Origin of the sequence: Sulfitobacter faviae (assembly GCF_029870955.1) — a bacterium.
Taxonomy (GTDB): domain Bacteria; phylum Pseudomonadota; class Alphaproteobacteria; order Rhodobacterales; family Rhodobacteraceae; genus Sulfitobacter; species Sulfitobacter faviae.
Map to the genome: position 1 here is coordinate 2,259,121 of NZ_PGFQ01000001.1, position 25,928 is coordinate 2,285,048.

Consider the following 25,928-nt stretch of genomic DNA (forward strand, 5'->3'; position numbering starts at 1 on the left):
CGCTGCGGCTATCTGCCGTGATAGTCCCGAAACCAAGCGACGAAACGCGCGATGCCTTCGTGAATGCCGGTCTGTGGGCGGTAGCCGGTGAGCCTATGTAGCAGGGCCGCATCGGCCCATGTGGCGGGGGCGTCACCCATCTGCATCCCCATGTAATTACGGACCGCCCGCTTGCCGAGCGCGGCTTCGATCGCCTCGACGAAATCCAGCAGGCGCACCTTTTCGGAATTGCCGATATTCACCACACGGTAGGGGGCCGCGGGGGAGAGCGAATCCCAGTCCGGCGGCGGTGGCGCCGTGCCCGGTTGCGGCGGGACGCAATCCATCAGCAGCCGGATGGCGCGCACCAGATCGTCGACGCAGGTGAAATCGCGGTACATCTCGCCGTGGTTGTAGATGTCGATCGGGCGGCCATCGAGGATCGCGTCGACGAATTTACTCAAGGCAAGGTCGGGCCGACCCCAAGGCCCGTAGACGGTGAAAAACCGAAACATCGTCGTCGGCAGACCCCAGAGATGCGCATAGGCATGGGCCATCCCCTCATTCGCCTTTTTCGTGGCGGCGTAGATCGACAGGGGCCGGTCGGTGGCCCCGGCCTCGGCGAAAGGCATATCGGTATTGGCCCCGTAGATTGACGAGGAGGAGGCCATGAGCAGGTGTTTCACCTCCAACCGCCGCGCGGCTTCCATCACGTTGAAGGTGCCGGTGATATTCGCCTCCAGAAAGGCGCGGGGGTGGTCGATGCTATGACGCACGCCCGCCTGTGCGGCAAGGTGCACGATCATGTCGGGGGCAAAGTCATCGACCAGCGCGTCGAAGGTCTCGCGGTCTTCCAGCAGGGCTTCTTTGGTGGTGAAATGCTCATGCTGAAGCAGCATCGCGTGGCGGCGTTGTTTCAGGGCGACATCGTAGTAATCGGTCATCCCATCATAGCCCTGCACCCGCGCGCCTTCGGCCAGCAACAGCCGGGCAAGGTGAAAACCGATGAAACCGCCCGTGCCGGTGACAAGTATCCTTTGCGTGCTGTCCATTCTGGCATCCTCGCTTTGCGCGGCTTGAGTTGCCTTTCCCATCGTCCTGGTAAAGGTTGGGCCGTGAATGCTAAAAATTTGGTTAAACTTGGCTAAGAAACTGCAAAGCATTGGCAGGCGAGCCAAAATCAAGTCGCGGCACGACGAAATGCTTCGCGGGCAGGGCGCGCGAAGGACCATCACAGGGAAAGCGGCCCATGCCCAAGAACGTTCTTTTCATCATGTGCGACCAGCTTCGCTGGGATTACCTCTCCTGCACCGGCCATCCGCATCTGCACACGCCGCATATCGATGCGTTGGCCGCGCGCGGGGTGCTTTTTGACCGCGCCTATGTGCAATCGCCGATTTGCGGCCCCTCGCGCATGTCGTTCTATACGGGCCGCTATGTCAGCTCGCATGGGTCAACTTGGAATGGCATCCCCCTGAAGGTGGGGGAGATGACGCTGGGCGACCATCTGCGCCCCTTGGGTGTGCGCACGGCGCTTTGCGGCAAGACCCATATGGCCGCCGATATCGAAGGGCTGCGCCGCCTTGGCCTGTCGCCCGACAGCGAGATTGGCGTGCTGATTTCGGAATGCGGGTTCGAACCCTATGAGCGTGACGACGGCCTGCACCCCGACGGCGGGCCCTACGCCCGCAACTCCGCCTATGACGCGCATATGAAGGACCGCGGGTGGCAGGATGAGAACCCCTGGCATTCCGTCGCCAACAGCGCCGAGGACGCAGAGGGCAATATCCTGAGCGGCTGGTTTCTGGACCACGCCGACAAACCGGCCCGCGCGGCGGGTGAAGATAGTGAGACACCCTATATCACGGGCCGCGCCATGGATTTCATCCGCGAGGCCGGCGATCAGCCGTGGTGCCTGCACCTGAGCTATATCAAACCGCATTGGCCCTATATCGTCCCCGCGCCCTACCATGATCTCTATGGGCCTGAGCGCCATCTGGACCCGGTGCGCAGCGCGGCGGAAAAGCGCGACCCGCATCCCGTCTATGGCGCATTCATGCAGGAGCGCGTCTCTCAAGCCTTTGCCGATGATGCCACCCGAAGCCGGGTTCTGACCGCCTATATGGGGCTGATCAAACAGCTCGACGACCAGATCGGCCGGCTGATGGCGTTCCTGACCGAAGAGGGGGTCGCGGATGACACGATGATTGTCTTCACCTCGGATCACGGCGATTACCTTGGCGACCACTGGATGGGGGAGAAAGAGCTTTTTCACGACCCCTCCGCGCGCATCCCGATGATCGTCGTCGACCCTAGCCCCGAGGCCGATGCGACCCGCGGCGCAAAATCCTCGGCACTGGTCGAGGCGATCGACGTGGTGCCCACCATCCTTGATTATTTCGGCGGCGCCGCCGTGCCGCATATCATCGAAGGCCGATCCCTCTTGCCGCTGCTACATGGCAAGGCCGAAGGGCTGCGCGATTTCGTGGTCTCGGAATACGACTACGCGCAGCGCGACGTGCGCAAACGCTTGGGGGTCGAGGTGAAGGACGCCAAGCTGACGATGCTCTTCGACGGGCGGTGGAAATACGTCTTTGCCGAAGGGTTCGGCCCGATGCTGTTCGATCTTGAAAGCGATCCCGATGAGTTGGTCGATCTGGGGGCCGACCCCGCCCACGCGCCTGAGCGCGCGCGGCTGGAGCAACTGCTGTTTCGCTGGACGCGCCGTACCGCTCAGCGCACCACCATCACCGACGCCAAGATTGCAGCCAGCGATGCCACGATGGGCGAGGCGACGGCGGGTATTCTAATCGGCTACCGGAATGAGGATGAGTTGCGCGAGGTTTTGGCGGCGGCGGGGAAAGGTGGTGGGGGTGAGGCCGGCCGCGCCCGCGCCGCCATGCCTGAACTTAAGCTGCTCTTAAAACGTCAGCCTGCAGCGCCCCGCTGAAACGTGATCTGACCGTCCATGACCACCGCAATCGCATTCACATCGGTGACCGCCTCGGCAGGGCATTGGGTCAGATCATGGCTCAGAACCGCGATGTCAGCGTCCATGCCCTCTGCCAGCCGCCCCCGCCTGTCCTCGGCGAACTCCGCCCAAGCGTTGTCGCGGGTATAGCTGGCGAGGGTGTCTTGCAGGCTTTGCGCTTGATCTGGCCACGTCTCTCCAAGGTCCAGCGGCGCGATGGCGGCTTTGACCGTGGCCATCACATCCACCGGGATCACGGGCCAGTCGGTCGAAAAAATGACCTTGGCCCCTGTCTCCCGAATGGTTTGCCATGCATAGGCGCCTTCGATCTGCTGGGGATGGATGTAGTTGCCCACCCCAGAAGGCGGAAAGATATGGCCGCGGGGGCGTGCCCGGGCTGGAGGGAGGCCACGATGCCCAAGGCGGCAAGCCGGGGAATGTCGTCGGGGTGGATCACTTCGATATGCTCGATCCGGTGGCGGCTGTCCCGTTTGCCATTTGCCTTTTGGGCAGCCTCGAAAGCGTCGATGGTGCGGCGCACGGCGGCATCGCCGATGGCATGGACAGCGATCTGAAACCCTAGCCGATCCGCTTCGACACAGGCCGCGACGAAATGCTCTTGGGTGAAAACCTCATCGCCGCAATTGCCGTCTTTGCCCATTTTGCCCGGATAGGGCTGAAGCATCAGCGCGGTGCCGCTTTCGATCACCCCGTCGATGAACATTTTGACGTGGCTACAGCGGACCTTATCGCCTTGAAAATCGGCGCGCAGGGCAGGGGCTTCGCGGGCCAGCCGCGCAACGGGGTCCGTGCCTTTGAGGTGAAAGGGGACAAGACAGCGACAGAGCAGGCGGCCCTCGGCCTCCAACTCGGACAGGAGTTCGAGTTGATAGCGGTTGCCGTCCATCAGATGCAGACCGGTGATGCCCTGCGCCGCGCAATGGGCCAGCCCGCGTGCGATGACATCCTTGTCCATCTCACGTTCTGCCGGTGTGGCGGGCGGCTCGGGGTCGCGCCCGGCGGTGAGACCCAGCATATCGCGGCCGCCATATCGGGTGAGCGACAGGATCGGACTATAGGCGCCGGGCTCAAGCAATTCGCCGCTGGCAAGCCCGTCATCCCCCATCACGATCTCGGAGCCTGCATCGACCGTGCCGCCTTGCAACAGCCCCGCCGCCTCTAATGCCGCGGTATTGGCCCAGACGGTGTGATGGTCCGGGGCGAACATCGCCAGCGGGCGGTCGGGCAGGATGGCGTCGAGATCATGGCGGGTGAGGGTCTTGCCGGTGCCCAGAATGCCGTAATCCGCCATGACGCAGAACAGCATCTTATCCTCGGGGTTGGCCTCGGCATAGGGCAGGATGGCTTGGCGCATGTCCTCCAGCCCGGTGATGCCGTAGAGGCTGAGATATTCCAGTTCGACCGATCCGCCAAAAAGATGCACATGGCTGTCGATGAACCCGGGCAGCACCGTGCCGCCCTGCGCGTCGATCACCTTGGTCGTTGGGCCGATCAGCACCATGATCTGAGCGTCTGATCCGACCGCCGCAATCTTGTTGCCGGTGATGGCCAGAGCGCTGGCATGAGGCTGGTCCGGATCGAAGGTGACCAACGCGCCGTTATGGATGACGATATCTGCCGACATGGGCTTGAAGTCCTTATTGCGATGCGCGCCCCGACCAAGGCCGGGGCGCAATGTGTGTATCGAGCCGGGTTGGCGTTACTTCTGAAGGTCGGTGTTGATTGTCACTGAGAACTGACCCGGTATTTTCACCGAGATTTGACCCACCCTCAGTTATGCGTCGTGGTCTATGATGCGGTCAATGTTTTGGCCTCCTTTGCAGTTTTCTTTGCTGCCTCAGAACTGACCTTGAAGCGGTAGCTGTCGTTTCCGGTTTCGAGGATGTGGCAGCGGTGGGTAAGCCGATCCAAGAGAGCGGTGGTCATCTTTGCATCCCCGAAGACCTGCGCCCATTCTGAGAAGCTAAGGTTGGTGGTGATGATCACACTGGTGCGCTCATAGAGCTTACTGAGCAGATGGAAGAGCAGCGCCCCGCCAGATGAACTGAACGGCAGGTAGCCGAGTTCGTCCAAAATGACCAAGTCGACCTTCGTCAGCGTCTCAGCCAGTTTCCCTGCCTTTCCAAGCGCCTTCTCCTGTTCCAACGCATTGACCAATTCTACGGTCGAGAAGAAGCGGACCTTGCGCCTGTGGTGCTCAATCGCTTGGACGCCAATTGCAGTGGCCGTGTGGCTCTTGCCCGTTCCGGGACCGCCGATCAAAACGACATTTTCGGCCGCTTCGATAAACTCGCATCGATGTAGCTGCCGCACTGTCGCTTCGTTGACCTCACTCGATGCAAAGTCGAAGCCCGTCAGATCCTTGTATGCGGGGAAGCGGGCGACTTTCGTGTGGTAGGCGATAGACCGTACCTCGCGTTCGGCGATCTCAGCCTTGAGCAGCTGTGACAGCATTGGTGTGGCAGCTTCGAACGCTGGCGCGCCCTGGGCGACCAAGTCTTCAATCGCATTTGCCATGCCGTACAGCTTGAGACTGCGTAGCATGATCACGATAGAAGCTCCTGCTGGGTCATGACGCATGGCGCTTCTCCTTAGTCTGTCGCAACCCGTCATAGCGATCGACGTTGGCCTCTGGCGTTGACTGCAATGCCAGTGCGTCCGGCGGATCGACCTCGGGGTGATCTGTCGGTCTGCGGTCGATCAATCGATGCAACAGGTTCAGGATGTGCGTCTTGGTGGGGACGCCCGCTTCAAGTGCCAGCTCCACTGCGCACAAAACGTCATCTTCGTTGTGCTGAAGGACCAGAGACAGAATGTCGACCATCTCTCGGTCACCGCCTTCTTTACGCAGCATGTGATCCTGAAGTTGCCGGAAGGCATCCGGCATCTCCGTGAACGGCGCACCATTGCGTAAGGCACCTGGTTTGCGTTGGATGACAGCGAGATAGTGACGCCACTCATAGATGACCTTGCCGGGCTTGCGATGAGATCGCTCGATGATCCGCGCATGCTCGCAAACCGTTTGCCCTTCAGCGACCACGACCAGCCGTTCGGGATAAACATGCAAACTGACACGTCGGTTCGCGAAGCTGGCGGGAACGCTGTAGCGATTGCGTTCGAACGTGATCAGGCATGTGGGTGACACACGCTTACTGTGTTCGATAAAGCCATCGAATGCCGGCGGCAGTGCCATCAGCGTGGGCTTCTCGGCCTCCCACACGTCAGCGATGGACCCCGGCAAAGCCTTGTGCGGTGTCTCTGCCCAAAGGGCGATACAGCGATCTTCAAGCCATTGGTTCAGCTCGTCCAGATCGGCAAAGACCGGCATGACTTGCCACATGCGGTTGCGCGCATCCTGCACGTTCTTCTCAACCTGGCCTTTCTCCCAACCTGCGGCTGGATTGCAGAACTCGGGCTCAAACACGTAGTGGCTGGCCATAGCCTTGAAGCGTGCATTGACGTCCCGCTGCTTGCCTCTGCCCACACGATCAACGGCGGTCTTCATATTGTCATAGATCCCGCGACCAGGCACGCCGCCGAAGACGCGGAATGCATGCCAGTGGGCGTCAAACAGCATCTCGTGCGTTTGCAGCGGGTAGGCCCGCACCAAGAAAGCGCGGCTGTGTGACAGTTTGATATGCGCGACCTGAAGTTTGGCGCGCTCACCGCCAATGTTGGCCCAGTCCTCGCTCCAATCGAATTGGAAGGCTTCGCCGGGCGCGAACACCAAAGGCACGTAGGTGCCGCGCCCCGTCGTCTGTTCCGCTCGATGCCGATCTTCACGCCATGCCCGGGCGAAAGCTGCTACGCGTTCATAGGAGCCATCATATCCCAGCTTCACCAGATCAGCATGCATTTGCTTCACTGTCCGCCGCTCTTTGCGTGACTTCCGCGTCTGGATTAAAAGCCAGGCTGACAGCCGATCCGAATAGGGATCCAGCTTGCTTGGACGCTTGGGCGTCTTGAACTGCGGTTCCACCGCACCTTCACGCAGATACTTCTTTATCGTGTTCCGAGACAAACCCGTCCGCCGGGCAATCTCCCTGATTGGCATCTTGTCACGCAATGCCCAGCGTCGAATGACACTCAAAAATCCCATGTCGATCACTCCAAATCCCCCCAACCAAAACCGTCGGGGAAGTGTGTTCACATGGGTCAATTCTCAGTGACAATTTATGGGGCTACCGGGTCAGTTCTCAGTGACAATCAACAGCGGTGAGCAACCGGATGAAGCGCGACCTGGCAATCCGGGCATTGAAAATGGCTGTTGCGCTGCGGCAGCCGCCCAAGGGCTGCATCCATCACACCGATCGTGGGTCGCAATATTGTTCGCACGACTACCAGAAGCTTCTGCGCCACCATGGGTTCATGGTATCGATGAGCGGCAAGGGCAATTGTTATGACAACTCTGCCGTCGAGACCTTCTTCAAGACGATCAAGGCAGAGCTGATCTGGCGGAGACCATGGCATACGCGAAGAGAAGCAGAGCTGGCCATCTTCCAATACATCAACGGCTTCTACAATCCGCGAAGGCGGCACTCAGCACTGGGTTGGAAAAGCCCGGTCGCTTTCGAAAGGAAAGTGGCCTAAACGAGCACGTGGGGCGGCACAAAAACGCGACAGGTCCAGTCACGCCTTCTGCGCCAAGCGGATGTGTGACGTGCTGGGTGTCAGCTCACGCGGCCTGCGCGCCTATCGCAACCGCCCTGCCAGCCAAAGACAGAGGACTGACATGGTCGTGCTGGCCCACATCAAGGAGCAATCCCGTCTAAGCTTGGGCAGCTATGGACGACCGAGGATGACGGAAGAATTGAAAGAGCTGGGCTTGAATGTCGGCCATCGTCGGGTTGGCAGATTGATGCGTGAGAATGGCATACGGGTCGAGAGATCGAAGAGATACAAGGTGACAACGGATAGTAATCACGCCTTCAACATTGCGCCCAACCTGCTGAACCGTGACTTCCAGGCGGAGGGACCCAATCAGAAGTGGGCAGGTGACATCAGCTATGTGTGGACCCGTGAAGGGTGGTTGTATCTCGCGGTTATCCTCGATCTGCATTCACGCCGGGTGATCGGTTGGGCGGTGAGCAACCGGATGAAGCGCGACCTGGCAATCCGGGCATTGAAAATGGCTGTTGCGCTGCGGCAGCCGCCCAAGGGCTGCATCCATCACACCGACCGTGGGTCGCAATATTGTTCGCACGACTACCAGAAGCTTCTGCGCCACCATGGGTTCATGGTATCGATGAGCGGCAAGGGCAATTGTTATGACAACTCTGCCGTCGAGACCTTCTTCAAGACGATCAAGGCAGAGCTGATCTGGCGGAGACCATGGCATACGCGAAGAGAAGCAGAGCTGGCCATCTTCCAATACATCAACGGCTTCTACAATCCGCGAAGGCGGCACTCAGCACTGGGTTGGAAAAGCCCGGTCGCTTTCGAAAGGAAAGTCGCGTCAGGTCCACTTAAGCCGTAAACACGTTCAGGAAACACCGAAGGGGCGCCGGCTATTCTTTAGGCGGCAGAAAACGGATAATCCCGTCAGTCTTCCTGTTACCGAAGCCTTGGGGCGCCTAATTGATGCACTCCCCCAAGATCAAGAGCTCCTGGTCACCTCGCTGACAGGAGAACCGTTAAAGGCCTTGCGTGCTTCCCAGATTATTCGGGATATCAAGATCAGGCATAACGAAAAGGTTGAGCAAGGTTTGCTGCCGGTCCGCATTCGCGATGAACTACGGCCCTACGATATGCGGGGAACTGCCGCTACGGCGCTATTGCGAGCGGGGTGTTCTTTAAATGAGATTGCAGTCACCATGGGATGGGGCCTCCGTCATGCTTCCAACGTGATCGAACGCTATGCCGCGTTGGTTCCCGAAGTCACAGACGAGGTCCACAAGAAACTGCTCAAGGCTAAGCGCAAAGATGCGAAGGCTAAGCGCAAGCATGAGAAAAAAGCTGAAAAGCCGAAATGATGTCTTCGTTGCGAAGGTAAACGTATGCCTTGGCCCCGCGAGGGGTTGTACATACGAACTGAAAAAAAACGGTGGAAAATGAGCCGCGTAGAGCAATCTGCGCGGTTTCGTTTGTGTGAGCTGCCCCAAACGAGTGGTCCAATTTGATTGTTAGTGCATTTCAGGCCGCCGGTCGACGGCCGAGATGCTCTCCGGCGCCGGTGGCCTGTAGCCCAGGGCGCTGTGAGGTCGGACTGTATTGTAGTGACGGCGCCATCGCTCGATGAGGATCTGAGCTTCGCGGAGTGAGTAGAAGACCTCTCCGTCGAGCAGCTCGTTGCGGAACCGGGCGTCGAAGCTCTCGCAGTAACCGTTCTCCCAAGGGGAGCCGGGCTCGATGTAAGCTGTCTTCGCCCCCACTGCCTCGATCCACTCCCGCACCTTGAGCGCAACAAACTCGGGGCCATTGTCAGACCGAATGAACTCGGGCGGCCCGCGCAGGATGAACAGGTCGGTCAGAGCATCGACCACGTCGGTTGAATTGAGCTTCCTGTCGACGCGGATGATCAGCGCCTCCTTCGTGAACTCATCGATGATATTAAGGATGCGTTAGGCGCGGCCGTCATGCGTGCGGTCCTGGACGAAGTCGTAGGACCAGACGTGGTTGGGCCGCTCCGGCCGTAGACGGACGCAGGACCCGTCGTTGAGCCAGAGACGGCTGCGCTTCTTCTGCTTGTGCGGGACCTTCAGCCCCTCGCGTCGCCATATGCGCTCGACCCGCTTGCGGTTCACCTGCCAGCCAGCCTGGTTCAGCAGCGCCGTGATGGGGCGATATCCGTAGCGGCCATACTGGCGAGCCAGCTCGATGATATCTGCCGTCGGCTGCGCTTCGTCCGACCGCCCCTGCGGCACCTTCCGCTGGGTGGAGCGATGCTGTCCGAGCGTGCGGCAGGCGCGGCGCTCGGATACGCCAAGCGTCTGCCGCACGTGGTCGATGCACTTTTGTCGGCGCGAGGGGCTTAGAAGTTTCCCTGTGCCGCCTCGCTCAGGATCATTTTGTCGAGGGTCAGGTCGGAGACAGCGCGCCGAAGCCGCTGGTTTTCCGCCTCGAGCTCCTTTAGCCGCTTCAGCTGATCACGGCTCATGCCACCATACTGCCTGCGCCACCGATAGTAGCTCTGCTGTGTGATACCGACCTGGCGCACCGCATCACCGATCGAAAGGCCTTGGCCTTGCAGCACCTCAACCTGGCGCAGGTTCAAGACGATGTCTTCGAACTTTTCTCGCTTTCCAGCCATTCTCTGGTCCTCTCCATGACGGGATCATTCTATCCCAGTTGGCGGACCACTTCAGTGGGGGCACTCCATGTGAAATAGGGGTGATCGTTGGAGGTCTTGGCCAGTGTCTTTGTAAACTGAACTGTAAACCAACAGAATTCCAAGGTCTCGATCGGCGAGCAGAATGAAGAATTGCCATAAAAATAAGGTGGAGGCGAGTACCGGAATCGAACCGGTGTACACGGATTTGCAATCCGCTGCGTAACCACTCCGCCAACTCGCCGACCGGTGGTTGGCGCACTGCTAACGGATCACGAAGGGGGCCGCAAGTCCCATATGCGCGCGAAAATGCGGTCAGGGCGTTGCCGCTGGCCCGGCAATGTGGCACATCACTCTTCAGACACCCTGAACGAATGAGTTTAGCTGATGAGTGATTTCGCCGCCCGCCGCGTAACCATGGTAGATACGCAGGTTCGTCCTTCGGATGTGACCAAGTTTCCAATCATCGACGCGATGCTGACCGTGCAGCGCGAAGACTTCGTGCCGGCGGCACAGCGCGAGGCTGCCTATCTGGGTGAAAACCTCGATCTGGGGCAGGATCGGGTGCTGCTCGACCCGCGGACATTGGCCAAAATGCTCGACCACCTCGACATCACCAATGAGGAACTCGTGCTCGATATCGGCTGCGCCATGGGCTATTCCAGCGCCGTGATCGCCCATATGGCCGAGGCCGTCGTCGCCGTTGAGGAAGACGAAGCCATGGCCGCCGAGGCGCAAGAGGCGCTGGCGCAGGCGGGCGCGGACAATGTGATCGTCCATGTCGCCCCGCTGACCGAAGGCGCGCCGCAGCATGGGCCCTATGATGTGGTCATCGTCCAAGGTGCGGTGGGTGAACTGCCCGAAGCGCTGGTGGAGCAGGTGAAAGAGGGCGGGCGGATTGCTTGCCTCTTTATGGATCGGGGTCTGGGCGAGGTACGCCTGGGCTATAAACGCGGCGGTCAGGTGTCTTGGCGGCCCGAATTCAACGCCGGTGCGCCGGTGCTGCGTGGCTTTGAACGTCAGGCAGAATTTCAGCTGTAAGCGACAGGGTGGCGCGCCGGTCATACCGCGCGCCACTTCGCTTTCAGGGGAGGGGCACCCGCCCCGATCGGCCTACGGGCCGGTCCAAAGGTCTACAAAAGCCATTCAGGGGCATTGAGCCATGAGCGCGAACAGTTTCACGAAATCCCTCAAACGTTTTGCCATCGCCGTACCGGTGAGCCTTGTCCTCGCCAGCGGCGCTGCCCTGCCGCGTGTGGCTGCCGCCGAGACATTGGCCGATGCGCTGGTGGGGGCCTATGAGCATTCCGGTCTGCTGGAGCAAAACCGTGCGCTTTTGCGGGCCGCCGATGAGGATGTGGCCGCGGCGAAATCGGCGCTGAAACCCGTGTTGCGGTGGGCCGCCGGGCTGACGCAAAGCTTTGGCACCACGCGCAGTTCCTCTCTTCTGCCAGCGCAGTCGACGGAAAGCCTGAAGGCGTCGATCAGCCTGATTGGCGAGCTTCTGCTCTATGATTTCGGCGCGAGCGCCTATCGGGTGGAGGCGGCGAAAGAGGCCGTGCTGGCCACCCGCCAGACTTTGGTCAACCTAGAGCAGCAGGTGCTGCTGCGCGCGGTTGCGGCCTATATGGGCGTGATCGAAGCCTCGGAAACGGTTGAGCTGCGCAACAACAACCTGCGGCTGCTGACCCAAGAGCTGCGCGCCGCGCGGGATCGTTTCGACGTGGGCGAAGTTACCCGCACCGATGTGGCCTTGGCCGAAGCGCAGCTTGCCAATGCCCGCAGCGGGCTGGCGGGCGCCGAAGGCGTGCTGCTGCGCGCGGTCGAGGAGTATCGCAATGCCGTGGGCCATGCCCGGGCAACCTTAGCCAACCGCCGAGCCTGCCGAATGTCGGCGGCAACCTCGCCTCGGCCAAGGCTTTGGCTGTGCGCACTCACCCGTCGATCATCGCCGCACAGCATCAGGTGGCGGCAGCCGATCTCAGCGTCGAAGCCAATGAGGCGGCCATGGGCCCGCGGATCACGCTGAACGGGCAATATGGTCTGAACGAGACTTTCGACAGCGAAGCCTATACCCGCAGCGGCAGCGTTGGGGTGGAGGTCGGTCAGACCATCTATCAGGGCGGGGCGCTTTCCTCGGCCGTGCGCAGCGCGATGGCGCAGCGGGACGCGCAGCGCGCGAACCTGCATGTGGTGCGCCAAGATGTTGAGCAGGAGGTGGGCAACGCCTATGCCGCGCTGGCCTCGGCACGGGCGCAGTTGGAGGCTTCCGACCGCCAGATCCGCGCGGCGCGTATTGCCTTCCGCGGCGTCCGCGAGGAAGCGACCCTCGGCGCGCGTACCACATTGGACGTGCTGGACGCCGAACAATCCTTGCTGGATGCGGAATCGACCCGCGTTTCGGCCCGTGCCAATCTCTATGTGGCGGCCTATTCCGTGCTGGCTGCCACGGGCCGTCTCACCGCGCAGGACCTGAAGCTGCCGGTGCAGATCTATGACGCGGGGGCCTATTACAACCTTGTTAAGGACGCCCCTGCTAAATACTCGAAAGAGGGCCAAGCGCTGGATCGGGTGCTGCGCGCGCTGCAAAAAGACTGACGTTTTGCACGGTCGTTTGGCATTTTGCACCGCCCCATTGTGAGAATCCTCCCACGCGGTTAAGCTATCCGCGAGGCAAGAGTGGTAGAGAAATATGTCCGAACCCGTCACAAACGCGGAGGTGGAAGACGTCCTGTCGTCGATTCGCCGATTGGTGTCCGAAGACAAGCGTCCCCTGCAAACGTCCAACCCTACGCCGGTTTCCAAGCCGGAGGCTGCCGATTCTGCAGATGACACCGGTGCCGCGTTCAAAAGCATGCGGGGGCCGCATTGGACGAGCCGACATCGGACAGCGTCACGTCCGAGGATTTCACTCCGCACCTGTCGCTGCGCACAGCCTCGGGCGGCACGGCGCGTCCCGCTTCTGACGAGGGCGTCGGTGAGGCATCCAAAGCCGCGCCGCAGCCGCTGAGCTTGACCCAAGCCATGCAGACCGAAGCGGAAGATAGTGCCGATGAGGCAGAGCGTCCATTCGTCTCGGCCCGTCACCCCGCGACCCCGCCTGCCGAGAAGGCTCCCGCGGCCTCGAGCGACCGGTTGGTGCTGACCCCTGCGCTCAGGGTTGCCACGTCGGATGGCGAGGATCGCCCAAAGGCCGCTGCCGTTGATCCGGCCAAGGTCTCGCCCTTGGACTATGATATGCTGCATGACGATCCGAGCGATCTGCATGCCGAAGACTATCGCACACCCGCGCCGGAGACCGCGGATGAGGCCCGGGCTCGCGCCGTCTCTGACGCAGTGGCCAAGGCGACCGGGGCCAGCCGCAGCGACAAGCTGGCGGCGCTCGAGACGGCCATCGGCAAAATCTCTGACGACTGGGATCCGGACGCGCCCGGCGATAATGACTATTCCGGCACCGAACCTCCGGCGATGGAGTGGAAAGACGATGCGGAGCTTGACGCGCCTGAGGCCCCGATTGCCGATACGGCGACGGTAGAGGCTGAGACGCCCGCCCCAAGCCGCCCGCAGCCCACGACACCGCAGCTCGAAGAGCAGGTGCGCCGTTTTGCGGACAGTGGCCCGCGTGTGGCCGATCCTGCCGCCACCGCGCCGGAATTCGACTATGCCGCCCCCGCGCAGGAGGCGGGCAGCGCGGGTGAGGATCAGTTCCTCGACGAGGAAGCACTGCGCGACATGGTGACCGAGATCGTCCGCGCCGAGCTTCAGGGGGCTTTGGGCGAGCGGATCACCCGCAATGTGCGCAAATTGGTCCGCCGCGAAATTCACCGCGCGCTGACGGCCCAAGACCTCGAGTAAGCGAAGCGGCGGCACCCGCCGCCATGACCGCCCCGCCAGGGTGACGCTGCGCGACCCGCCGCGCGTGGTCTTGCGCGATAGGCGCTACCGGCTACATTGGGGGCACCAGCGCGGAAGGATCACCGATGGAATTGACGGTTAACGGCACGGTCCACGAGGTGGACGTGGATGACGACATGCCGCTGCTCTGGGTTTTGCGCGACGAGCTGGGGATCACCGGGCCAAAATACGGCTGCGGCATTGCGCAATGCGGTGCCTGCACGGTGCATGTCGATGGGCTGGCCGTGCGGTCTTGCCAATTGCGGGCGGCGGATGTGAACGGCGATGTCACCACCATCGAAGGCTTGGGCACGCCCGAAGCGCTGCATGTGGTGCAGGCGGCATGGGTGGAGCATCAGGTCGCGCAATGCGGTTACTGCCAATCGGGGCAGATCATGCAGGCGGCCTCTTTTCTGGAGCTGAACCCCGAGCCGACCGACGATCAGATCGACGCCGCGATGAGCGGGAACCTCTGCCGCTGCGGCACCTATCCGCGCATCCGTGCCGCCGTTCACAGCGCCGCCGCGCGGCTGCGGGGGGCCTGACATGTCGCGCCTGCGCACCATCACCCGCCGCAGTTTCATCGTTGGCTCCGCCGCCATTGCCGGGGGCGTGGCCTTTGGCACCTATCTGTACAAACGTGACCTGAAGAACCCGCTGCTCGAAGGCTTGCCACCCGGTGCGGCGGCGATCACGCCCTACGTCAAGATTGATGCAAGCGGCGTCACGCTGATCACCCCGCGCGCCGATGTGGGGCAGGGGGCCTATTCGATCCAAGCCCATATGATTGCCGAGGAGTTGGATGTCGACCTCGACAGGGTGCAGATCACGCCCGGGCCGCCTTCGCCGGTCTATTACAACGGCGTGGTCGGGGTTGAGGCGATGCCGATTGCCGCGACCTCGGAAACGCTGCTGGCGCGGACCGGGCGCGGCGCCTCGGATGTGGCGGGAAAGCTGCTCGGCCTGCAATTGACCGGCGGCAGTTCGACCGTGCCGGATATGTACGACAGGCTGCGCATGGCCGGGGCCGTGGCCCGCGAAACCCTGTTGGCCGCCGCCGTGGCGCAGACGGGGCTGGAACGGAGCCAACTCAAGACCGAGGCGGGCGTGGTGGTGCTGCCCGACGGCATGCGGCTGGCCTATCAAGACCTCGCCGCCGCCGCGGCGGAGATCGACCCGGTGACCGAGGTCACGCTGCGCGACCCCGGCGCGTGGCGGCACCTTGGCAAGCCGCAGATGCGCACCGATATCATGGCCAAATCCACTGGCACCCAGACCTATGGCATCGACATGGTGATGGAGGGGATGCTTCACGCCACGACCCGCACCAACCCGGCGCAGGGCGGGGCGATCATGGGCTTTGACGCGGGCCGCGCCGAAAAGATGCGCGGCGTGAAGGCGGTCTTGCCCATCACCGGCGGCGTCGCCGTGGTGGCCGACAACACCTGGCGGGCCTTTCAGGCCGCGCAGGCGGTGAAATGTGACTGGGGCCCGTCGCCCTATATCGGCGACACGGCGGATCAATTCAAAGCCGTGGCGGCCTCCTTCACCGATGACCGGCAGGACAGCCGGTTTCGCGATGACGGCGATGTCAGCGCCGCACTGGCCGATGGGGAGGTGTTGGAGGCCGCGTACCGCATCCCCTATCTGGCCCATGCCCCGCTGGAGCCGATGAGCGTGGTGGTGAAGCTGGAGAAGGCCCGCGTCGATATCTGGACCGGCACGCAGATCCCGCGTTTCATGCAGGCCAATGTGGCCGCGCTCACCGGGATCGACGCTGAGAATGTGCATATCCATGTGCTGATGTCGGGCGGCAGTTTCGGGCGGCGGCTTGAGGATGACTATACCCTGCGCGCCGTCGAAGTGGCGATGCAACTGCCCGGCACACCGATCAAAATGGTTTGGTCGCGGGAGGAGGATTTCACCCATGACTTCCCCCGCCCACTGGCCATGGCGCGGGCGCGGGGCAAAGTCTCGGAGGGGCAGATCGCGGCCTATGAATTGGCCATCGCAGCACCTTCGACGGCGGAATCGCAGATGGCGCGGCTGAACCAGCCGGTCTTCGGCCCCGACATCGCCATCGTCGCAGGCGCATGGGATCAGCCCTTTGCGATCCCCGATTACCGCGTGACCGGCCACCGTGTGCCCGCGATGGTGCCGGTAAGCTCGTGGCGGTCGGTCGGGGCGTCGGGCAACGGTTTCCTGCACGAAAGCTTCATGGATGAGATGTGCCATGCCGCGGGCGTCGATCCTTTGGAGGAACGGCTCCGGCTGTGCACCCATGCGCCCTCGCGCGGGGTGTTGGAGGCTGTGGGCGAGATGTCGGACTGGGGCGCAGACCTTGGCCCGGGGCGGGGCCGGGGGCTGGCGTTCTGCCTGTCCTTCGGCGTGCCGGTGGCCGAGGTGGTCGAGGTCAGCCAGACCGACGCGGGTCTCAAGATCGACCGCGTTTTCGTTGTCGCCGAAGTGGGCCGCGTGATGGATCCGGTCAACTTCGAGGCGCAACTCGCCGGCGCGGTGATCTGGGGCTTGGGCCATGCGATGAACTGCGAACTAACCTATCGCGATGGGGTGCCGCAGCAGGACAACTATCACCTCTATGAAGGGTTGCGGCTGTATCAGACGCCCAAGATCGAGGTGCGCGGGTTGGAGAATGGCGGCAAGCTGCGCGGCATTGGTGAGCCGGGCGTGCCGCCCGCGGCGCCTGCGCTGGCCAATGCAATCTTCGCCGCCACGGGCCAGCGGATCCGTGAACTCCCCCTGTCTAAATCCGTGGATTTCGCATGAGATATCTATTGACCTGCGCCGCACTCATGCTGGCCGCCCCCGCCTTTGCGCAGGAGGCGCCCGATCGCGCCGAGGGGCTGGCCGCTTGGGATCGGATTTTCACCGTCACCGCGCATCCGCGTTGCACCAATTGCCATGTAGGCGAAGAGGGGCAGCCGATGTGGCAGGGCTTGGGCTATGGGCCGGAGGCGGTGCACGGCATGAATGTGCGCGCGGGCGAGAGCCGGATCGGGGCCGAGAGCATCCCTTGTGACGCCTGCCATGTCACCTCTGCCGCTGCGAACACGGTGCCCCATGCCCCACCGCATATCGACGATGCTTGGCGGCTGCCGCCGGTAGAATTGGCGTGGTTCGGCAAGTCCTCAGCCGAGGTCTGCATCCAGTTGCGCGATCCTGAGACCAACGACGGGCATGACATCGCCTCATTGGTCGATCACCTGCAAAACTCCGCCTTTGTAAACTGGGGTTTCGCCCCCGGCGCGGGGAGGTCGGTGCCCGAGGGGACGCTCGATGCGTTGGTGCATGACGTGAGGGTCTGGGGCGCTGCGGGCACGCCCTGTGCGGGGGATCAGGGCTGATCGCTCATCGCGCGGGCCAATCTGCGGATGCGCAGGGCGCGGTTCAACTCTCCGCCAAAGATCAGCACCAGCGCGGCGAGATACATGAAGTAAAGCGCCGCGATGATCCCTGCCATGCCCGCGTAATAGCTGGCATAGGTGCCAAAGCTGCGCAGGTAGGATGAAAACAGCACCGCCAGCACGGTCCAAGCAGCGGCGGTGGCGACAACTCCGGGCCAGATGTTGTTAAACCGCGTCCGCCGTGCGGGCAGGATCACATGGGCCGCGAAGAGGGCGACCAGCAGGATCGTGGCCGAGGCGGGAAAGCGGACCAGCCCCACGGTGACCGAACGCGGATCGAAACCCGGCATCAACATATGCAGCCAAGACCCGGCCCGAGGGGCGAGCACCAGCAGATAGCCCACGATCACGAGGATCAGGCTTGCCAGCAGCACCATGGCGACCTGCACGGCGTAGATGGTGAAGACCGACCGCGTCTCGCGCAGCCCATAGGCGCGGTTCAACCCCACGCGCACCCCATCGACTCCGCCCACGGCGAACCAGACGGTCAGCAGGATACCCACGCTGAGCAGATCGCCGCGCGGCACGGTCATGACCTTTTCCACCTCCGACACGATCGGTTCGATCAGGGCAGGGGGACAATGGCGATCAGGAAATGGATCAGGTCATCGGCCATCGACCGGTCGCCGACAAAGGCAGTGAGCGAACTGGTGAAGATCAGGAAGGGGAAGATCGCCAGCAGCGCGCGAAAGGCCACGTTTCCGGCCATGCCAAAAGCATCATCGCTCCACAGCCGCAGCACCGCCTCGTGCAGGACGGCCCGCACGACCCGCAACCCGGTGCCGTGAAACAGATCCTCGGGGTCCTCGCTGAGAACTCCGTGGGTCATGACGACCTCGCGCTTTTGGTCTTGGGCCGGTCTGGCGTCCATTCCAATGCCTCGTTTTCATCCCGTGAGGCTAAGCTAGTGCCCCTTGGCCCGCGCTGCCACCTTGATGACCGGCCACAGGCGAGAGCAGGCTCATGTGATTGATCTTGCCAAAGGGGCATCGCTCCACTTGACGCTCAGGGAGCGATAAAATAGGAGAGGAGCCGTAGCGCGGGCGTTGTGTAATGGTAAGACCTCAGCCTTCCAAGCTGATGATACGGGTTCGATTCCCGTCGCCCGCTCCACTCTTTCCCCGAAACTTTCGTGACCGCCGCCGCGCGGGATAGATGCGACCGCCGCTGTCTGTCGGGGGCGGCAGATTGTCCTTATCGGGGCGGTCTTGCTTGACCCCGCCCAGCCCCCGCGCCATGACCGATGTGGAAAGACAAAGGAAAGCCCATGGCACGCACCCCAGCCCCCGCACCAAGCGCCAAAGACGAACGCGAAAAGTCGCGGCGGATCGGGGCTTTGGCGGCGCTGATGCCTTTCATGGCGCCCTATCGCTGGTTGATGGCCGCCGCCGGGGCGGCGCTGGTGCTGACCGCGATGATCTCGCTCACTTTGCCCTTGGCGGTGCGGCGGGTGATCGACAATTTCGGCACGGGAGAGAGCGAATTGCTCGACCTCTATTTCATCGCCGCACTGTTGATCGCGGGGCTGCTCGCCCTTGGCACCGGGCTGCGCTATGCGCTGGTGACACGGCTGGGCGAACGGGTGGTGGCCGATATCCGGCGCGCGGTGTTTGACCGTGTGGTGGGCATGAGCCCGGCCTTTTATGAGCGTATCATGACTGGCGAAGTGCTCAGCCGGATCACCACCGACACCACGCTGATCCTCTCGGTGATCGGATCGTCGGTCTCGATCGCGCTGCGCAACCTGCTGATCTTCGTGGGCGGTCTGGGGCTGATGCTGCTGACCTCGGCCAAATTGACCGGGCTGGTGCTGCTGATTGTGCCCGCCGTGGTGATCCCCATCCTGACGCTGGGCCGCCGCCTGCGGATGCTCAGCCGCGAGAACCAAGATTGGATCGCGGCAAGTTCGGGCAATGCTTCTGAGACGTTGGGCGCGGTGCAAACGGTGCAGGCCTTTACCCATGAGGCCGCAAGCCGGGGCCAATTCGCGCAGATGACCGAAGCCTCTTTCGATGCTGCGCAGCGCCGGATCAAGACCCGCGCCGTGATGACGATGATCGTGATCTTTCTGGTCTTCGCGGGCGTGGTGGGCGTGCTGTGGATCGGCGCGCGAGACGTGCGGGCGGATGTGATGAGCGCGGGCGCGCTGGTGCAATTCGTGATCTATGCGGTCATGGTCGCGGGCGCGGTCGCCGCCCTGTCAGAGATCTGGGGCGAGTTGCAGCGCGCTGCGGGCGCCACGGAGCGGCTAATCGACCTGTTGCAAAGTCAGGATACGGTGCAAGACCCGGCGCCCGCAAGCCAGGGCAGCCTGCCGCAGCCTGTCGCGGGGCGGATCGCCTTTGAGAACGTGCAGTTCACCTATCCCGCCCGCCCCGATGTGGCGGCGCTGGATGGCGTCGACCTTGAGATCAACCCCGGTGAGACGGTGGCCTTTGTCGGCCCCTCGGGCGCGGGGAAGACGACGATCATCCAGATGATCCTGCGCTTTTATGACCCGCAGTCGGGGCGGATCACCTTAGATGGGGTCGACCTGCGCGATGTGGCGCGGGACCACTTCCGCCGTTCGGTCGCGCTGGTGCCGCAAGATCCGGTGATCTTTGCTGCCACGGCGGCTGAGAACATCCGGTTCGGACGCCCCGATGCCAGTGACGCAGAGGTCGAGGAAGCCGCCCGCGCCGCCGCCGCGCATGACTTCATCACCGCGCTGCCCGATGGCTATGACAGCTATCTGGGCGAGCGCGGCGTGATGCTGTCGGGCGGGCAGAAACAACGCATCGCCATCGCCCGCGCCATCCTGCGCGACGCGCCGGTGCTGCTGTTGGACGAGGCGACCTCGGCGCTGGATTCCGAGAGTGAGGGGCTGGTGCAGGCCGCCGTCGACCGGCTCAGCGCGGATCGCACGACGCTGATCGTGGCGCACCGTCTGGCCACCGTGAAAAAGGCCGACCGCATCGTGGTGATGGAGGCCGGGCGCATCGCGGCCATCGGCACCCATGACGAATTGGTCGCCAGTGACGGGCTTTATGCGCGTCTGGCGCGGCTTCAGTTCACCGATGGGGCCGCCGCCGCGGCCTGAGCCGCCCTTGAACAGTGCAACCCCGGCGTTACGTCACCCTAGTGTGACGTTGCGTTTGTTGCCGCCGATTGCTTGCGAAACGGCGCGTTTCGCCGCAATCTGGCGCGAGGAGAATAAGCCGGAACACCGGCACAGGGGAGGAGACACCATGACATTCGCCGGGATCGAAGACCGCAATGCCATCGCGGCGGAAATGCCGTGGGAAGACCGCGACGTGGCCAAGACGCTTTACGGAATGCTAAGCAATACGGCCGCGAAATTCCCCAACCACAATGCCGTCAGCTATCAGATTTTCTCGGGCCCCAAGGACAAGGCCGAAACGCTGTCTTGGAAAGAGTTGCATGGCCGCGTGACGCAGGCGGCGAACCTCTTCCGCAGCCTTGGCGTAGGTGAGAAGGACGTGGTGGCCTATGTGCTGCCCAACTGTAACGAGACGACGATCACCCTGCTGGGCGGTGCCGTGGCCGGGATCGTGAACCCGATCAACCCGCTGCTGGACGCCGAACAGATCGGTGCCATCCTGCGCGAAGTGGGCGCCTCCGTGGTCGTCACCCTGCGGCCTTTCCCGAAGACGGACGTGGCCCAGAAGACCGCCGAAGCGGTGCGGCTTGCGCCCAAGGTGCACACGGTGCTCGAGGTTGATCTGGTGCGCTATCTCACCCCGCCGAAAAGCTGGATCGTCCCGCTGGTGCGGCCCAAGGGGATGGTGAACAACCAAGCCAAATACCTCAACTTCAACGCCGAGATCGCCAAGCAGAACACCTCGCTCAACTTTGAGGATGTGCAAGAGGATCGCGTTGCCTGCTATTTCCACACCGGCGGCACGACCGGGATGCCAAAGGTGGCGCAGCACAAGTATTCGGGCCTCATTTACAACGGCTGGCTGGGGCATCGGCTGCTGTTCAGCGAGCAAGACAATATCATGTGTCCGCTGCCGCTGTTCCACGTCTTTGCCTGCCATGTGATCCTGATGGCCGCCGTGTCGTCGGGCGCGCATGTGGTCTTCCCCACGCCGCAGGGCTATCGCGGGGATGGTGTCTTTGACAACTTCTGGAAGTTGGTGGAGCGGTGGAAGATCACCTTTATCATTACTGTGCCTACGGCGATCTCGGCCAAGATGCAGCGCCCGATTGATGCGGATGTCAGCACGGTGAAAACCGCCTTCTCCGGCTCCGCCCCGCTGCCGCTGGAGCTTTTCCGCCGGTTTGAGAAGGCCACGGGCGTCACGCTGGTCGAAGGCTACGGCCTGACCGAGGCGACCTGCCTTGTCTCTTGCAACCCGACGGACGGGATCAAGAAGGTCGGCTCCATCGGTATCGCCTTCCCCTATTCGGACGTGCGGATCATCAAGGGCACCGTGGATGGTCCGATCGACGCGGAGACGGATGAGATTGGCGAGATCTGCGTCTCGAACCCCGGCGTCTTCTCGGGCCATACCTATGTCGAGGAAGACAAGAACAAAGACCTCTTCTACCACGGCAAATACCTGCGCACCGGCGATCTGGGCCGGATCGACAGCGATGGCTATATCTGGATCACGGGCCGCGCCAAAGACCTGATCATTCGCGGCGGCCACAACATTGACCCCGCCGAGATCGAAGAGGCGCTGCTGGGCCATGAGGCCGTCGCCTTTGCGGGTGCCATCGGCCAGCCCGACCCCCACGCGGGCGAGGTGCCCTGCGCCTTTGTCGAACTCGTTGAGGGTGCCAATGTCACCGAAGAGGAACTGTTGGCCTATGCGCGTGAGCATGTCGCGGAACGCGCAGCCCAGCCCAAGCACCTCAAGATCATGGACGAGCTGCCCAAGACGGCTGTCGGCAAGATCTTCAAACCCGATCTGCGCAAGGACGCGATCACGCGGGTCTATAACGGCAGCCTTGAAAAGGCGGGCTGTGCCGCGCGGGTGACCGAGGTGGTGGACGACAAGAAACGCGGGTTGGTGGCGCAGGTCACGATGAACGACGCGACCCACGATGAGGTCTCAAAGGTGCTCAGCGTCTACACGCGCCCTTGGGAACCGGCGAGCTAAACGACTCACACAAGAAAGGGCGGCACGCCGCCGCCCGTCCCCAAATCCCCTGATTGCAGCCCCGCTGCGTTGCGCCGATGCACATTTCCTGTGTATCGGCGCAAAAATTTTAGGCTGTTTACCTGTAGTTAGCCCCCGGCCTTTCGTTTCGGGCATAGCGCCTATGCAAATTCTGCGGGTTCAAAATAGGGTCAGAGCGTACTACTTCTGCATTGCAGCATTGATAATGCACTTGCAGCATTCTGAAAGGAGTTGCGCTTATGACGATGGCAATCTCACGTGGCACTACCCTGAGCTCCGCGCTCGATGGGCTTCATCACAGCGTTGACGGCATGCGCCGTCGCGTGGCCCAGATCAAAGCCCGGCGCGCAGCTTACAACCGAACTTTCACAGAACTCAACGTACTGAGCGATCGCGAACTGTCCGATATCGGCATCGCACGGTGCGAGATCCGGCGTGTGGCGTCGGAAGAACTTTCAAAGGAACAGACCTATGAAGTATGACAATATCCTATCCGCCCCCACGGTTTCTCCCTGCGTGATGCGTCCGCTCCGGTCCTCGGCGCGCTTGGCACCGCGGCGGGCAAGGTCGGCAGCCTGCTGGCGCGTGGCGTCACTCAGATGCAGATCTCGCGCATGCAGGCCGTCCTCAACAGCATGAGCGACGCACAGCTTGAGCGTGCGGGCATCGACCGCAACCAAATTCCCCAGCACGCCCAAGCGCTGGTGACCGAAGAATACGACGGTCTTTAAGCCACTGCGCTTTTGACCCTCAGCCATCAATGTCGCGCCTTACGCGCTGCATTGTCAGGTGCCGGACCCCGCTCCTTCCCGGGTTGATCTGACACCGCATATTAACGGTCCTCCTCCTCCCGGACCCGTTATACCGGCCGGCAAGCTTACCTCCTCCCAAGCTTGCCGGCCCATGTTTTCCACCGACTTATCAGGGCGCCGCCGTATCGAGCCAGAGGGTCACCGGCCCATCGTTGACCAGCGCCACGGCCATATCCGCGCCGAACCGTCCGGTCTGCACGGGGATGTCGAGCCCGGCGAGGCTGCGGGCGAAATGGGAATAGAGCGCTTCGGCCATCTCGGGCTTCGCCGCGCCGGAAAAGCCGGGGCGGTTGCCGCGCGCGGTATCGGCGGCGAGGGTGAATTGGCTCACCACCAAAGCGCTGCCGCCGGTTTGGGCAAGGCTCAGGTTCATCTTGCCACCCTCATCCTTAAACAGCCGCAGTTTTGAGATTTTCAGGGCCAGTTTCTCGGCGGTTTCTTCGGTGTCCTCGGGCATGGCGCAGACGAGGATCAGCAGGCCGGGGCCGATCTCTCCGATAACCTCACCCTCGACCGTGACCGAAGCCTCGGTCACCCGTTGCAGCAATGCGCGCATGTCAGTCTTTCCAATCAATGATGTCAGAAGGGGCGGCCCGCTCGGTGCGAAAGGCGTTCGCGGGGTGCGTCTCATCGGCATAGCCGAAGGAGATTGCGCAGAGCACCAGCCGATCTTCGGGCAACGCGAGAACTTCGCGCACCAAGGGCGCATAGGCGGCAATGGCGGCTTGCGGGATGCTGGCCACGCCAAGCGCCGTCGCGGCGAGGGTGAAGGCGGTGACGAAGCCGCCGCAGTCCATCGCGCCATAGGGGCCAAGCTCGGCCGGGGCGGTCACGATGGCCACATGCGGCGCGTCGAAAAGCGCGTAGTTGCGCAGCATCTGCGCCTGACGCGCGGCGCGATCGGATTTGGCAATGCCCACCGCATCGTAAAGCTGGAAGCCACAGGTCCGGCGGCGTTCGGCATAGGCCCCGGAGTAGCCCGTGGGCCATGGCAGGTCCGGCGCGACCGGGGTGTCGGCGCTGGCGGCTTCAAGGAGGGCTGCGCGAAAGGCATCGGTGCCTGCGCCGCGCGTGATGGTCACCTGCCATGGCTGCGCATTGCACCACGAGGGCACATGGCGCGCGGCGCTGACGATCTGGGTGATGCTGTCTTTGGGGACGGGATCGGGCCGAAAGGCGCGGCAGGAATAGCGCGCCTGCAAGAGGTCGGTGAACTGGTCGTAGCTCTGGGTCATTGCTGGGCCATGAAATAGCCGACGATGGCGGCGGCGATCAGCCCCAGCACCACGGCAAAGGTGATTTTGACGGCGGAATAGGGGCGTTCGCCCTGCACTTTGCCGGAATGGCCGTTGACGACGAAACGATAGGTCTTGCCACGGTATTTATAGGCGGCAAGCCAGACCGGCAGCAGGATATGTTTGAAGGTCACATCGCTGACTTGGGTGTTGATGTCATGCACCCGCTGGCGGTCGCCGCCAATGTCAAACTTCACGTCCCGCTCGATCACCCGGTCCATATGGGCGCGGGCCTGAACAAAGCCTTCCTCCAGCGTGATGCCATATGCTTCGGCCCGGAAACCGGCGAGGTATTCGGGCGCATAGGGCTCCAGCGCGGAGAGGTCCCAAGGGTGCAGCGCGTCGGTGTGTTTCTTGGGCAGCGACCGGGAGGCCAGCACCAGCACATCGTCAAAGAACCGAGCCACCCGCCCCGACGCGGCCCGCCAGCGGATTTTCGGCACCTGCTGCTTCACCCGCTTGCCATCGCGCATGACGGTGCGGGTGACGTAATAGACGGTTCCACGCTCCCCGCGATAGCTGGAGGCGGTCTGTGCGTCATAGGTCCAGAAGGGCACATAGATGCCCTGCATCCGGCGGCCCTTGCGGGCATATTGTTGCAGCCCGTTGGGGGCGAACCAAAGGCTGCCAAGCCAGTCTTTCATCGCGTCGCGGGCGCGCTCTTCGGGCAGGGCGAAGGGCAGCACGGCGCGCGGTTTGATATGGCGGTTGGTGCCGGTGTCGATCACCACGGGCGTCGCGCAGAAAGGGCATTCGGCGGCGTGTTTGCCGGGCTCGAATTCCACCTGCGCTGCGCAGTTGGGGCAGGTGGTGACGCGGGTCTCTTCCATCTCGGCGGCGGGCAGGGCGGCCTGCAATCCGGCGCGAAAATCCTGTTCGGCGATGGCATGGGCGTGGCGCCCGCTGCCGTCGATTGGCTCCACATTGCCGCAGTGATCGCAGATCAGCAGCGCCTGCGCCGGGTCAAAGCGCATGTCCGAGCCGCAGGTGTCACAGGGGAAACGGTGCTCTTCAAGCGGGGCGGCGGGGGGCAGATCGGTGGCGGACATAAGGGGTGCTTTGCAAGGTCAATCGCGGCGGGGCGGATGGGGGTGGCCCGTGGACCTGAGGGGCCACGGGCGGGACGCGCGAAGGT

General features: G+C 62.7%; 21 protein-coding genes, 2 tRNA genes and 4 pseudogenes. 15 read left to right on the forward strand and 12 right to left on the reverse strand.

Going from position 1 to position 25,928, the window contains the following annotated elements; all coding sequences use genetic code 11:
• Nucleotides 1–8: 8 nt before the first annotated feature.
• Nucleotides 9–1,031 carry an NAD-dependent epimerase/dehydratase family protein gene (locus CUR85_RS11680; RefSeq protein ID WP_067263816.1) on the reverse strand — a complete coding sequence of 341 codons (1,023 nt, stop codon included), beginning with the start codon at nucleotides 1,029–1,031 and terminating at the stop codon, nucleotides 9–11.
• 197 nt (nucleotides 1,032–1,228) lie between these two features.
• Here CUR85_RS11680 and CUR85_RS11685 point away from each other — a divergent pair, with 197 nt between their 5' ends.
• On the forward strand, nucleotides 1,229–2,929 hold the full coding sequence (locus CUR85_RS11685; protein ID WP_280322648.1) for an alkaline phosphatase family protein: 1,701 nt from the start codon (nucleotides 1,229–1,231) through the stop codon (nucleotides 2,927–2,929).
• Here the strand turns inward: CUR85_RS11685 and CUR85_RS11690 are convergent.
• From CUR85_RS11690 to istA, 4 genes are all read right to left on the reverse strand, one after another.
• Nucleotides 2,908–3,306 carry an amidohydrolase family protein gene (locus CUR85_RS11690; protein WP_280322649.1) on the reverse strand — a complete coding sequence of 133 codons (399 nt, stop codon included), beginning with the start codon at nucleotides 3,304–3,306 and terminating at the stop codon, nucleotides 2,908–2,910. The two genes, CUR85_RS11685 and CUR85_RS11690, sit on opposite strands and share 22 nt — an antisense overlap.
• Entirely contained in the window at nucleotides 3,204–4,595 is a 1,392-nt protein-coding gene (locus CUR85_RS11695) for an amidohydrolase (RefSeq protein WP_280322650.1), read from the reverse strand. Before CUR85_RS11695 ends, CUR85_RS11690 begins: the two co-directional genes overlap by 103 nt.
• 164 nt (nucleotides 4,596–4,759) lie before the next feature.
• Nucleotides 4,760–5,551, reverse strand: coding sequence for an IS21-like element helper ATPase IstB (istB, locus tag CUR85_RS11700; protein ID WP_067266994.1), 792 nt, complete (start codon nucleotides 5,549–5,551; stop codon nucleotides 4,760–4,762).
• Complete coding sequence (gene istA, locus CUR85_RS11705) at nucleotides 5,541–7,070, reverse strand: IS21 family transposase (protein WP_136720741.1); 1,530 nt, start codon at nucleotides 7,068–7,070, stop codon at nucleotides 5,541–5,543. The genes istB and istA overlap by 11 nt, the downstream gene beginning before the upstream one ends.
• Before the next feature lie 113 nt (nucleotides 7,071–7,183).
• Here istA and CUR85_RS11710 point away from each other — a divergent pair.
• The 3 genes and pseudogenes from CUR85_RS11710 to CUR85_RS11720 form a co-directional block, all read left to right on the forward strand.
• A pseudogene (locus CUR85_RS11710) lies at nucleotides 7,184–7,561 on the forward strand (IS3 family transposase); the annotation flags it as partial.
• Nucleotides 7,562–7,589: 28 nt separating this feature from the next.
• Nucleotides 7,590–8,447 (forward strand): annotated as a pseudogene (locus CUR85_RS11715) (IS3 family transposase); the annotation flags it as partial.
• Entirely contained in the window at nucleotides 8,362–8,943 is a 582-nt protein-coding gene (locus CUR85_RS11720; RefSeq protein WP_082852151.1) for a tyrosine-type recombinase/integrase, read from the forward strand. The pseudogene CUR85_RS11715 and the gene CUR85_RS11720, both read left to right, overlap by 86 nt.
• A gap of 150 nt (nucleotides 8,944–9,093) precedes the next feature.
• Here CUR85_RS11720 and CUR85_RS11725 read toward each other — a convergent pair.
• Nucleotides 9,094–10,220 (reverse strand): annotated as a pseudogene (locus CUR85_RS11725) (IS3 family transposase).
• A 188-nt stretch (nucleotides 10,221–10,408) separates the two neighbouring features.
• Nucleotides 10,409–10,482, reverse strand: a tRNA-Cys gene (locus tag CUR85_RS11730).
• A 143-nt stretch (nucleotides 10,483–10,625) separates the two neighbouring features.
• Between CUR85_RS11730 and CUR85_RS11735 the strand changes: the two genes are divergently transcribed.
• The 6 genes and pseudogenes from CUR85_RS11735 to CUR85_RS11760 all read left to right on the forward strand — a co-directional run bounded on the left by CUR85_RS11735 (nucleotide 10,626) and on the right by CUR85_RS11760 (nucleotide 17,497).
• On the forward strand, nucleotides 10,626–11,279 hold the full coding sequence (locus tag CUR85_RS11735; protein WP_067267693.1) for a protein-L-isoaspartate O-methyltransferase family protein: 654 nt from the start codon (nucleotides 10,626–10,628) through the stop codon (nucleotides 11,277–11,279).
• Between the two features lie 121 nt (nucleotides 11,280–11,400).
• A pseudogene (locus CUR85_RS11740) lies at nucleotides 11,401–12,836 on the forward strand (TolC family outer membrane protein).
• 270 nt (nucleotides 12,837–13,106) lie between these two features.
• Entirely contained in the window at nucleotides 13,107–14,093 is a 987-nt protein-coding gene (locus CUR85_RS11745; protein ID WP_280322651.1) for a hypothetical protein, read from the forward strand.
• 125 nt (nucleotides 14,094–14,218) lie between these two features.
• Nucleotides 14,219–14,677: a (2Fe-2S)-binding protein gene (locus CUR85_RS11750; RefSeq protein WP_067267698.1), complete on the forward strand. Its 459-nt coding sequence runs from the start codon at nucleotides 14,219–14,221 to the stop codon at nucleotides 14,675–14,677.
• Nucleotide 14,678: 1 nt separating this feature from the next.
• On the forward strand, nucleotides 14,679–16,919 hold the full coding sequence (locus tag CUR85_RS11755) for a xanthine dehydrogenase family protein molybdopterin-binding subunit (protein ID WP_067267699.1): 2,241 nt from the start codon (nucleotides 14,679–14,681) through the stop codon (nucleotides 16,917–16,919).
• Nucleotides 16,916–17,497, forward strand: a complete 582-nt coding sequence (locus CUR85_RS11760; RefSeq protein WP_067267701.1) for a hypothetical protein — start codon at nucleotides 16,916–16,918, stop codon at nucleotides 17,495–17,497. The genes CUR85_RS11755 and CUR85_RS11760 overlap by 4 nt, the downstream gene beginning before the upstream one ends.
• Here the strand turns inward: CUR85_RS11760 and CUR85_RS11765 are convergent.
• A complete protein-coding gene (locus CUR85_RS11765) occupies nucleotides 17,488–18,111 on the reverse strand; it encodes a YihY/virulence factor BrkB family protein (protein ID WP_280322652.1) in 624 nt (207 codons plus the stop codon). The genes CUR85_RS11760 and CUR85_RS11765 overlap by 10 nt on opposite strands.
• An 11-nt stretch (nucleotides 18,112–18,122) precedes the next feature.
• On the reverse strand, nucleotides 18,123–18,428 hold the full coding sequence (locus tag CUR85_RS11770; protein ID WP_280322653.1) for a hypothetical protein: 306 nt from the start codon (nucleotides 18,426–18,428) through the stop codon (nucleotides 18,123–18,125).
• A 168-nt stretch (nucleotides 18,429–18,596) separates the two neighbouring features.
• On the opposite strand from CUR85_RS11770, the gene CUR85_RS11775 reads away from it, so the two are divergent.
• From CUR85_RS11775 to CUR85_RS11795, 5 genes are all read left to right on the forward strand, one after another.
• Nucleotides 18,597–18,670: transfer RNA gene (locus CUR85_RS11775), tRNA-Gly, on the forward strand.
• Nucleotides 18,671–18,824: 154 nt separating this feature from the next.
• On the forward strand, nucleotides 18,825–20,636 hold the full coding sequence (locus CUR85_RS11780; RefSeq protein ID WP_067267704.1) for an ABC transporter transmembrane domain-containing protein: 1,812 nt from the start codon (nucleotides 18,825–18,827) through the stop codon (nucleotides 20,634–20,636).
• Nucleotides 20,637–20,784: 148 nt separating this feature from the next.
• Nucleotides 20,785–22,665, forward strand: a complete 1,881-nt coding sequence (locus tag CUR85_RS11785) for an acyl-CoA synthetase (protein WP_067267706.1) — start codon at nucleotides 20,785–20,787, stop codon at nucleotides 22,663–22,665.
• A gap of 260 nt (nucleotides 22,666–22,925) precedes the next feature.
• A complete protein-coding gene (locus tag CUR85_RS11790) occupies nucleotides 22,926–23,168 on the forward strand; it encodes a DUF1127 domain-containing protein (protein ID WP_067267708.1) in 243 nt (80 codons plus the stop codon).
• Nucleotides 23,169–23,285: 117 nt separating this feature from the next.
• Complete coding sequence (locus tag CUR85_RS11795) at nucleotides 23,286–23,417, forward strand: hypothetical protein (RefSeq protein WP_280322655.1); 132 nt, start codon at nucleotides 23,286–23,288, stop codon at nucleotides 23,415–23,417.
• A 190-nt stretch (nucleotides 23,418–23,607) separates the two neighbouring features.
• On the opposite strand, the gene dtd is transcribed toward CUR85_RS11795, so the two are convergent.
• Genes dtd through CUR85_RS11810 form a run of 3 tightly spaced genes read right to left on the reverse strand, consistent with a single transcriptional unit; the run spans nucleotide 23,608 to nucleotide 25,842 of the window.
• The gene (gene dtd, locus CUR85_RS11800; RefSeq protein WP_067267711.1) at nucleotides 23,608–24,054 is read right to left on the reverse strand and encodes a D-aminoacyl-tRNA deacylase; all 447 of its coding nucleotides are present in this window, start codon (nucleotides 24,052–24,054) and stop codon (nucleotides 23,608–23,610) included.
• A 1-nt stretch (nucleotide 24,055) separates the two neighbouring features.
• A complete protein-coding gene (locus tag CUR85_RS11805) occupies nucleotides 24,056–24,733 on the reverse strand; it encodes a nitroreductase (protein ID WP_067267713.1) in 678 nt (225 codons plus the stop codon).
• The gene (locus tag CUR85_RS11810) at nucleotides 24,730–25,842 is read right to left on the reverse strand and encodes a TFIIB-type zinc finger domain-containing protein (RefSeq protein WP_067267714.1); all 1,113 of its coding nucleotides are present in this window, start codon (nucleotides 25,840–25,842) and stop codon (nucleotides 24,730–24,732) included. The genes CUR85_RS11805 and CUR85_RS11810 overlap by 4 nt, the downstream gene beginning before the upstream one ends.
• Nucleotides 25,843–25,928 lie beyond the last annotated feature (86 nt).